The following is a 9,182-nucleotide window of genomic DNA, read 5'->3' on the forward strand; positions in this document are numbered from 1 at the left end:
CTCGGCCGCGGCTGCGCTCGCCGCGGCAGCCTCGGCCTCGGCGGCGGCGTGTTCGGCAGCGCGTTGATCGATCGCCTCGGCAAGGACGGCGGCCTCCTCGGTGGCCAGAATGGCCGACACGGTGGACATGCCGTCAGCGCCCTTGTTGATGCGCACACCGCGCGCACGGCTGGCGTCCTCCTTGCGCCGACGGATTCCCTCGGCGTCGTAGCGGGTGATGATCGCGTCCACCGCATCGCGTACCGCGTGCCGCCCGAGGCGTTCGCCGGCTTCCGTCGCGGCCAGGTAGTCGTCGACGACGTCCTGTTGCACCTGCGGAAGCACCTCGGGGTCGACGGTCGCCATCTGGCGGGCCAGCAGTTCGGCGGCGCGCTGGTCGAGGCGTCCCGCCGCCAGGGCGGCGAGAACGGCGGGGTAGCGCTGGTGCAGGTCCGCGGCGAACGAGATCATCGATTCGGCTCTCAGGGCGGAGACGGCCATCGCCGCCACCACGTATCCGGTTGCCACCACGAACGGGTCCACCACCGCGTGGCCGGGCGGGGAATCAGAGCCGGTGCCTGAGTCGTCGCGGCGCTGGCATTCCAGCAGGAGGTGGTAGCAGGCCGACAGCCGCTGGGCGGAGGCGCGATTCTCGGCCGCCCATCCGGCACGAGCCGAGGCGGTCAGCCCGGTCAACGGATCAACAGCGGAGGAACTGTCGGAGGAGGGGCCGTTGCCGACGTCCATGCCACACCTCCGAAGCCTTCCGCCACCGTCACCGTATCGAATGTACGTTCTAGTATACGCACACACGTTCGAACGTGCAAGGGTCTGCCGCGGGCTTTCCGTCCGGGACTGCAGCGGAGGAAATCGCCGGGCTACTCAGCCGGGCTACTCACCGGTCAGGGCGTGATCCGGGGCTCCGGGCCCACCACGTCGAAGAGCATCGCGGTGAACTGGCCGTGCGTCTCGAGCTTCTGGCGGTGGAGTCGGAGTCGGCGGGGCAACAGGGGGCGCCCGGAACCGAGGACGACCGGACACTGGTGGATCCAGACCCGGTCCAGCAGTCCCCGGTCGGCGAACTGACCTGCGAGGTCACCACCCCCGACGATCCACACGTCCCCGCCGTCGGCGGCGTCGACCAGGAGAGGGTGCAGGTCGCCGACGTCACCGGCGAAGAACTCGACGCCGTCGACGGGATCGAGATCGCGGTGGGTGACGACCCAGCTCGGCACGGAGTACGGCCAGACGAACGGTCGGCCGTCCTTCGTCAGGTCGCGGCGGACCCACTCGAAGGTGTTGACGCCGCAGACGATCGACCCGACGCCGGAGTAGAAGCGGTCGAAGTGGAGGTCGGGGAGGGCGGGGTCCAACTCTGTCGGTGTGTACCCCGCGGGTTCGGCCTCCCCGGAGGTCGCGAAGAGCCAGGACAGGCTCTCCTCGTCGTCGGCGATGTACCCGTCCAGACTCGTGGCGGTGCAGTAGACAGTGCTCATCCGACAATGCTCGCACCCGGCTACGACACTCCCGGGCGGAACAGTCCCGGCTCAGCGGCGCCCGCGTGCCTCGCGGTAGATCTCGACGAGAGCATCCGTCGAGGAGTCGAAGCCCTCCCCGGGGTGCTTCTCCGCGGTCAGGGCGGTCAGGAGCTCGCCGGCCTGGGCCTTGCCCAGCTCGACCCCCCACTGATCGAACGCATTGATGCCCAGCACGGCGGCCTGGACGAACACCACGTGTTCGTAGAGGGCGATGAGCTGCCCGAGCACCCCGGGCGAGAGCGACGGCGCGAGGATCGTGGTGGACGGCCGGTTGCCGGGCATCACCTTGTGCGGCGCGATCGCGGGGTCCACGCCCTCGGCGAGCACCTCGTCCTCCGTCTTGCCGAACGCCAGCACACGGGACTGGGCGAACAGGTTGGCCACGAGCATGTCGTGCATCGATCCGGCGCCGTTGGCGGTGGGCAGGTCCGAGACCGGACGGGCGACCCCGATGAAGTCCACCGGGACGAGCTGGGTGCCCTGGTGCAGGAGCTGGAAGAAGGCGTGCTGGCCGTTGGTGCCGGGCTCGCCCCAGTAGACCTCGCCGGTGGGGTAGGAGACGTCGGAGCCGTCGAGTCGCACTGATTTGCCGAGGGACTCCATGGTCAGTTGCTGGAGGTAGGCGGGGAACCGCAGGAGGCCCTGGGCGTAGGGGATCACGGCCTTGGACTGGGCCCCGAGGAAGCAGGTGTACCAGATGCCGAGCAGGGCCATGAGGACCGGCGCGTTGTGCTCGGGGGCCTCGGTCGCGAAGTGCAGATCCATGGCGTGGAAGCCCTCGAGCAGCTCGACGAACGCGGGCGGGCCCACCGTGATCATCACCGAGAGGCCGATCGCCGACGACACCGAGTACCGGCCCCCGACCCAGTCCCAGAACTCGAACATGTTGTCCGCGGCGATCCCGAAGTCGGCCACCTCCTCGGTGGCCGTCGACACCGCCACGAAGTGGGAGGCGATCGCCTCCTCCGATCCGAGGGCCTCGACGAAGTGCCGACGCGCCGCGTGGGCGTTGGCCATGGTCTCCTGCGTGGTGAAGGTCTTGGAGGCGACCACCACCAGCGTGGTCGCGGGGTCGACCTCGGCGAGCACGGCCGAGAGGTCGGCGGGGTCCACGTTGGAGACGTAGCGTGCGCTGATCCCCGCGGTCTGCAGGTGGTGCAGGGCCTTGTCGACCATCACGGGCCCGAGGTCGGAGCCGCCGATGCCGATGTTGACCACGGTGTCGATCCGCGCGCCCGTGTGCCCGGTCCATCCGCCGGACCGGACGCGGTCGGCGAAGTCGGCCATCCGGGTGAGGACCGCGTGGACGTCGGCCACGACGTCACGCCCGTCGACGACGAGGTCGGCCTCGGCCGGGAGACGGAGCGCGGTGTGGAGGACCGATCGGTCCTCGGTGGTGTTGATGCGGTCGCCCCGGAACATCGCGGCCCGCTGCGCCGGCAGCCGTGCGGCGTGGGCCAGCTCGGTCAGGGCGCTCAGGACCTCGTCGGTGACCAGGTGCTTGGACAGGTCGACGTGCAGATCGCCCGCGGTGACCGCCATGCGGCGACCCCGTTCCGGATCGGCGGCGAACAGCTCACGGAGGGTCACCCCGCCGATCGCCGGTACGAGATCCTCGATCGCCGACCACTGTGGTGTCGTGCTGATGTCCGTCATTGCCGCTCCTGCCCAGTGTTGCCGCCCGGGGATCGCCCGCCGTCTGACAGCGAGGTTAGTCGGGAATACGGGGGCCCCGCCGCCCGTTCCAGACACGTGACCCCCATGACTCCTCCGGACCACCCCTCCGTGTCAGCCCAGGCCGATCGGCTCGTCGAACTGGGCGTGCCCGAGCTCGGCGGGATCACCGCCGGGCGGCTGCGGGAGCACGCCGCAGCTCTTGAAGACGCAGCTCTCGAAGACGCAGTTCTTGACGGCGCAGCTCGTGCCGCCGCCCCGGGGCCCGGTCGGCCGGCGCTGGCCGTCCACCCGTCGTTCGTGTCCACCGCCCGACTGGCGACCCTGCTGCGCCGTGGTGGGAGGGCGGGCTTCGTCGTCGTCGACATGTCCGACCTGGCCGAGTTCACACCCACCGACGACGTCCGGGTTCCGGACGCCCCGCTCTATCTGGTCAGGGACGTGACACGCGACGACGACATGCTGGGCTGGACCCCGACGGACGCGCACGCCGAGTTGGCCCGGCGGGGGCGCACTCCGCTGACCATCTCCGAGGGGGTGAGCTGGCTGCTCCAGCAGCCGGAGATGCTCGAACCCGGCAGGTGCTTCATGTGCATCGGATCGCGGAAGCGCAAGGCGGACGGAGCTCTGGATGCCCGGACGCCGGCGCTGTGGATCAGCGGGGGGACCGGCCGCGACGGCCGGGAGAACAAGGGCGCGCCGAAGGTGGGCTGGTGCTGGGCGAACAACCACCACACGTGGTTGGGGTTCGCCTCCACGGCCGGTCGGGTCGGCCGGGACTCAGCCCAGTCGCCCGCGACCGAGACGTAGGAGCATCCCCGCGAGGGTCTGCCCCTCCTGCCCGAGTGAGGAGAAGCGCTCGTAGACCTTGAGCTCGCGGGTGTGGACGAGCTTGGTGCCGCCGGACTGCATCCGCGTGCGACCGATGCGCTTGGAGATCTCGCTGCGACGGACTATCGCGTCCAGGATCTCGGCGTCCAACCGGTCGATCTCCAGTCGCAGTTCCTGGATCTGGGCCTCGGACAGCGGATCGTCCGTGCCGGCGGGGTCGGTGTTCATGCCGCGATTATCCCACTTGCTTCCGCGGAGGCCGCGGGACCGTCTAGTGTTTCCGCCCGTGGAGAACTTGAACTCGACTCTCGCGGACATCGGTTCCGTGATCTGGGGACCCTTCGTCCTCATCCCGCTGCTCCTCGGCACGGGCCTATTCCTCACGATCCGTCTGAGGGCACTGCAGTTCCGCAAGCTGGGGCCCGCGCTCCATCTCGGGCTGGTGCGGCGGAGGGACGACGGCGGGGCGGGTGACATCACGCAGTACCAGGCGTTGACCACCGCGCTCGCCGCGACCGTCGGCGTGGGCAACATCGTCGGCGTGGCGACGGCGATCTCACTGGGAGGGCCGGGCGCGCTCTTCTGGATGTGGGTCACCGCCCTCGTGGGGATGGCCTCCAAGTACTCGGAGGCCTTCCTGGGTGTGCGGTACCGCGTCACCGACGCCCGCGGCGAGCAGTCCGGTGGTCCGCAATACTACCTCCACCGGGGGTTCGCCGAGCTGTTCGGGAAGACCGGCGGCCGGGTGGGGCTGGTCCTGTCGATCGTGTTCGCGGTGTTCGCCGTCCTGGCCAGCTTCGGCATCGGCAACATGACGCAGGGCAACGCGGTGGCGGCCCAGCTCGACAACTCCTTCGGCGTCCCCGTGGTCGCCTCAGGCGTCATCCTGTTCGTCCTCACCGGTGCGGTCCTGCTCGGTGGCATCAAGGCCATCGGCCGGGTCACGGCCGGGTTCGTGCCTCTGATGATCGTGCTGTACCTGCTCGGCGGGATGGTCGTCCTGGTGCTCAACGCCGACGCGATCCCCGGCGCCTTCGGGCAGATCTTCACGCAGGCCTTCTCCGGGACGTCCGCGGTCGGCGGCTTCGCGGGCGCGGCGATCATGTACGCCATCCAGATGGGTGTCGCGCGGGGCATCTTCTCCAACGAGTCCGGGATGGGCTCGGCGGCCATCGCGGCCGCGGCGGCCAAGACCACCCACCCGACCCGCCAGGGCCTGGTGTCGATGACCCAGACGTTCATCGACACCATCATCGTCGTCACCTTCACCGGTCTGGTGATCGTCACCTCCGGCGTGTGGGAGCAGGGCAGCGACACGGCCGGGACCATGACCGCCGACGCGTTCGCCGAGGCCATGCCGTACGGCGACAAGCTGGTGGCGGTGGCGATCGCGTTCTTCGCGTTCTCGACGATCCTCGGCTGGTCGTACTACGGCGAGCGGTGTGTCGAGCGGCTCGTGGGCGCCGGGGGAGTCATCCCCTACCGGATGGTCTTCACCTGTGTGGTGTTCGTGGGTGCGGTCACCGAACTCGAGGTGGTGTGGAACTTCGCGGACGTGATGAACGGACTGATGGCCATCCCGAACCTCATCGGCCTCCTGGTCCTCTCCGGCCTCATCGTGCGGGAGACGCGGTACTACCTGGACAACGATCCGACTCTGACGGCGACCGCCGCGCAGGTCGACGAGTTCATGGGGGACCGTCCGCGCTGAGAACAGGGTGTCGGACCGGGTGGGTAGATTGGACGCCACGATGACCCACTCCGCTCCCGCCCGTTCCGCCGTCAGTCCCACCTCGCCGCACTCACCGCTCCTGGACGGACTCAACCCACAGCAGGCCGCCGCGGTCACGCACCGCGGCGGTCCGCTGTTGATCGTGGCCGGCGCGGGTTCCGGGAAGACCAGCGTGCTGACCAGGCGGATCGCGTACCTGCTGGCCGAGGGGGGCGCACACCCCGGGCAGATCCTCGCCATCACGTTCACCAACAAGGCCGCCGCCGAGATGCGGGAGCGGGTGTCCGCCCTGGTGGGGCCCCATGCCGAACGGATGTGGGTGGCCACGTTCCACTCGATCTGTGTGCGGATCCTGCGGGCCCAGTCCGCGCTGCTGGGCACGCGCAACTCCAATTTCACGATCTACGACTCGGACGATTCCCGTCGCCTGCTCGGCATGATCGCCAAGGAGCAGCACCTCGAGGTCAAGAAGTTCACGCCGCGGATGCTCGCCTCGGCCATCTCGAACCACAAGAACGAGCTCCGCGAGCCGTCGGAGGCCATGGACCGTGCGTTGGAGGACTCGGACCGGACCGCGCAGACGGTGGCGGCGGTGTTCACCGAGTACCAGGCGCGGCTGCAGGCGGCCAACGCCTTCGACTTCGACGACCTGATCGGGGAGACCGTCGGGTTGCTGCGGTCGCACCCGGAGGTTGCGGCGTACTACCGGCGCCGGTTCCGGCACGTCATGGTGGACGAGTACCAGGACACCAACCACGCCCAGTACATCCTGGTCCGGACGCTCGTCGGCGGTGCGGCCGGGTCCGGGGACGACGCCGCGGCCGGGGTGGCACCGGCGGAGCTCTGCGTGGTGGGCGACGCGGACCAGTCCATCTACGCGTTCCGGGGCGCGACGATCCGCAACATCGAGGACTTCGAGCACGACTATCCGGACGCCCGGTCGATCCTGCTCGAGCAGAACTACCGCTCGACGCAGACGATCCTCTCCGCCGCCAACGCCGTGATCTCCCGCAACCCGGGCCGGAGGGAGAAGAACCTCTGGACCGACGAGGGAACCGGCGAGCTGCTCGTCGGGTACGTGGCGGACAACGAGCACGACGAGGCGCGGTTCATCGCCGGGGAGATAGACCGCCTGGTGGACTCCGGGGACGCCGGGTACTCCGACGTGGCCGTGTTCTACCGGACCAACAACTCCTCCCGGGTGATCGAGGACGTGTTCGTCCGGCTGGGTCTGCCCTACAAGGTCGTCGGGGGCACACGGTTCTACGAGCGCAAGGAGGTGCGCGACATCGTTGCGTACCTCAAGGTGCTCTCCAATCCTGACGACACGGTGGCGCTGCGCCGCATCCTCAACACCCCTCGGCGGGGAATCGGGGACCGTGCGGAGGCGTGTGTGGCGGTCCATGCCGAGCAGCGGGCCATCGGCTTCGGTGAGGCCCTGCGGGACGCCGCGGAGGGCAGGGTCGCGTTGCTGCCCACCCGCTCGGTCAAGGCGATCGCGGGTTTCGTCTCTCTCCTCGACGAGCTCCGCGGGCGCTTGAGCGGCTCCGACCACGCCGGTGGCGAGGACTCGGCCCCCGACGTCGGCGCCCTGGTGGAGGCCGTGCTCGACCGGACCGGATACCGGGCCGAGTTGGAGGCCTCCAACGATCCGCAGGACGCGGCCCGCCTGGACAACCTCAACGAGTTGGTGGGCGTGGGGCGGGAGTTCTCCTCCGAGGCCGCGCTGCAGCGGTCGGCGCGCGAGCAGGGCTTCGGGGACGAGGACGCCGGGGACGCCGCGGGAGCGGTGGCCGACCAGTCCGACGCCGCACTGGACGACGGCGCACCGGACGACGCCGCACCGGACTACGCCGAACTGGACGAGGGCATCGCCGAGCCCGGTTCGCTCGCGGCCTTCCTCGAGCGGGTCTCCCTCGTGGCGGACGCCGACCAGATCCCGGCCGAGGACCAGGGGCAGGTCACACTCATGACCCTCCACACCGCCAAGGGGCTCGAGTTCCCGGTGGTGTTCCTCGTCGGCATGGAGGACGGGCTGTTCCCGCACATGCGCGCGCTCGGGGACCCGGCGGAGCTGTCCGAGGAGCGGCGGCTGGCGTACGTGGGTATCACCCGTGCGCGTCGACGCCTCTATCTGACCCGCGCCATGATGCGCTCGTCCTGGGGCCAGCCCATGACCAACCCCGGGTCGCGGTTCCTCGAGGAGATCCCGTCGGAGGCGATCGAGTGGCAGCGTGAGGAACCGGCCGGCGGTGGCCGGTTCGGTGACGACGACTCGTACGCGCCGCGGCGCCGGTTCGGTGGCGGCTCCGGTGGTGGGTTCGGCTCCGGTGGTGGATTCGGCTCCGGCGGCGGCCGGTCGTCCGGGATTCCCCGGGCCAAGTCCTCCGCGCCCGCCCTGGAGTTGGCGCCCGGAGATCGGGTGACGCACGACAAGTACGGTCTCGGGAAGGTTCTGAGCTGCGACGGCAGCGGGCCCCGGGCCACGGCGACGATCGACTTCGGTGCGTCGGGAAAGGTGCGCCTGATGCTCATCGGGGGAGTCCCGATGCAGAAGCTCTAGGGAGAGGACGTCCGTACGGGCGCCCCGATACCGGGAGTCGGTTCGGGACCGGGCCGGGCCGAGCTCGGGAACGCGCGCTCAGGCGTCGCGCTCAGGCGTCGCGATCAGCCGACTCGACCGTGGACGACTGCCCAGGTCGAGGTCAGCTCCCGAAGGGGCTGAAGCCCGAGCTCTCGCTGCTCCCGGCGCCCGCGAGGTGGATGCCCTGCTGGGCCAGCCAGATGACGGGGTCGACGTGCTGGGTGCCGCCGTTGAGCAGGACCTCGAAGTGCAGGTGGGATCCCGTCGAGAAGCCCATGTTGCCCATGCCTGCGATCTTCTGGCCGGCGTAGACGCGCTCGCCCACGCGGACGTCGAGGGATTCCATGTGGCCGTAGAGGGTCATCGTGCCGTCGTCGGACATGATGCGGATCCAGTTCCCGTAGCCCTGGGCGGGGCCCGAGTCGATCACGACACCATCGGTGGCTGCGAGGATCGGGGTGCCGTTGGCGTTGGCGATGTCGATGCCGGCGTGCATCGCACCCCAGCGCATGCCGAATCCAGAGGTGAAGGTGCCCACTGCGGGGAGGGCGACCTTCGGGCGCCGGGCCTGCTCCTCGGCGATCTCCCGCTGGGTGTTGATCTCGGTGCCGGCGTAGAGCATGGCCGACTGCGCGTTCTCGGACTCGGAGTCGGAGACCGACACCACCACGGGCTCGGGCAGAGAGGGAGTGGCGGGGGTGGAGGACGACGGCGCGTCCGGCGCACCGGTCGCCGGCGCCGCTTCACCGTTGGCGAGGAGTGCGATGTCGCCGGCCTCGGCGGAGTGGGTGCCCGCGAAGTCCATGACGGACCCGGCCGAGGCGGCCGACACCGCGGCGCCGGC

At 70.0% G+C, this 9,182-nt stretch carries 8 protein-coding genes; 3 read left to right on the forward strand and 5 right to left on the reverse strand.

The features are described from left to right. From G6022_RS05450 to pgi, 3 genes are all read right to left on the reverse strand, one after another. Positions 1 to 726, reverse strand: a 726-nt coding sequence (locus G6022_RS05450; RefSeq protein ID WP_182691135.1) for a DUF222 domain-containing protein, incomplete at its 3' end; no start/stop codon positions are given. 155 nt (positions 727 to 881) lie between these two features. Continuing rightward, positions 882 to 1,475 carry a dihydrofolate reductase family protein gene (locus G6022_RS05455; protein WP_182638832.1) on the reverse strand — a complete coding sequence of 198 codons (594 nt, stop codon included), beginning with the start codon at positions 1,473 to 1,475 and terminating at the stop codon, positions 882 to 884. Between the two features lie 51 nt (positions 1,476 to 1,526). After that, positions 1,527 to 3,173 (reverse strand): glucose-6-phosphate isomerase, encoded by a 1,647-nt coding sequence (pgi, locus tag G6022_RS05460; protein ID WP_182638830.1) that lies wholly within the window; start codon positions 3,171 to 3,173, stop codon positions 1,527 to 1,529. A 105-nt stretch (positions 3,174 to 3,278) separates the two neighbouring features. Here pgi and G6022_RS05465 point away from each other — a divergent pair, with 105 nt between their 5' ends. Then, on the forward strand, positions 3,279 to 4,001 hold the full coding sequence (locus G6022_RS05465; protein ID WP_182638828.1) for a DUF5701 family protein: 723 nt from the start codon (positions 3,279 to 3,281) through the stop codon (positions 3,999 to 4,001). Here the strand turns inward: G6022_RS05465 and G6022_RS05470 are convergent. Next, positions 3,972 to 4,250 (reverse strand): chorismate mutase, encoded by a 279-nt coding sequence (locus G6022_RS05470; protein WP_107746400.1) that lies wholly within the window; start codon positions 4,248 to 4,250, stop codon positions 3,972 to 3,974. The genes G6022_RS05465 and G6022_RS05470 overlap by 30 nt on opposite strands. 58 nt (positions 4,251 to 4,308) lie before the next feature. On the opposite strand from G6022_RS05470, the gene G6022_RS05475 reads away from it, so the two are divergent. Together G6022_RS05475 and G6022_RS05480 are read left to right on the forward strand one after the other, a co-directional pair. Beyond that, positions 4,309 to 5,733: a sodium:alanine symporter family protein gene (locus G6022_RS05475; protein WP_179525864.1), complete on the forward strand. Its 1,425-nt coding sequence runs from the start codon at positions 4,309 to 4,311 to the stop codon at positions 5,731 to 5,733. Positions 5,734 to 5,773: 40 nt separating this feature from the next. Next, on the forward strand, positions 5,774 to 8,317 hold the full coding sequence (locus G6022_RS05480) for a UvrD-helicase domain-containing protein (RefSeq protein ID WP_182638826.1): 2,544 nt from the start codon (positions 5,774 to 5,776) through the stop codon (positions 8,315 to 8,317). A gap of 142 nt (positions 8,318 to 8,459) precedes the next feature. On the opposite strand, the gene G6022_RS05485 is transcribed toward G6022_RS05480, so the two are convergent. Then, positions 8,460 to 9,182 (reverse strand): M23 family metallopeptidase (locus G6022_RS05485; protein WP_347237787.1); only part of this gene is annotated, 723 nt, incomplete at its 5' end.

The sequence above is a fragment of the Dietzia sp. Cai40 genome, from assembly GCF_014145165.1.
Lineage (GTDB): Bacteria > Actinomycetota > Actinomycetes > Mycobacteriales > Mycobacteriaceae > Dietzia > Dietzia natronolimnaea.

Coding starts and splice junctions, on each gene's coding strand:
- G6022_RS05470 (WP_107746400.1), bottom strand. CDS start 4,250: ATGAACACCGACCCCGCCGGCACGGACGATCCGCTGTCCGAGGCCCAG.
- G6022_RS05480 (WP_182638826.1), top strand. CDS start 5,774: ATGACCCACTCCGCTCCCGCCCGTTCCGCCGTCAGTCCCACCTCGCCG.
- G6022_RS05455 (WP_182638832.1), bottom strand. CDS start 1,475: ATGAGCACTGTCTACTGCACCGCCACGAGTCTGGACGGGTACATCGCC.
- G6022_RS05465 (WP_182638828.1), top strand. CDS start 3,279: ATGACTCCTCCGGACCACCCCTCCGTGTCAGCCCAGGCCGATCGGCTC.
- pgi (WP_182638830.1), bottom strand. CDS start 3,173: ATGACGGACATCAGCACGACACCACAGTGGTCGGCGATCGAGGATCTC.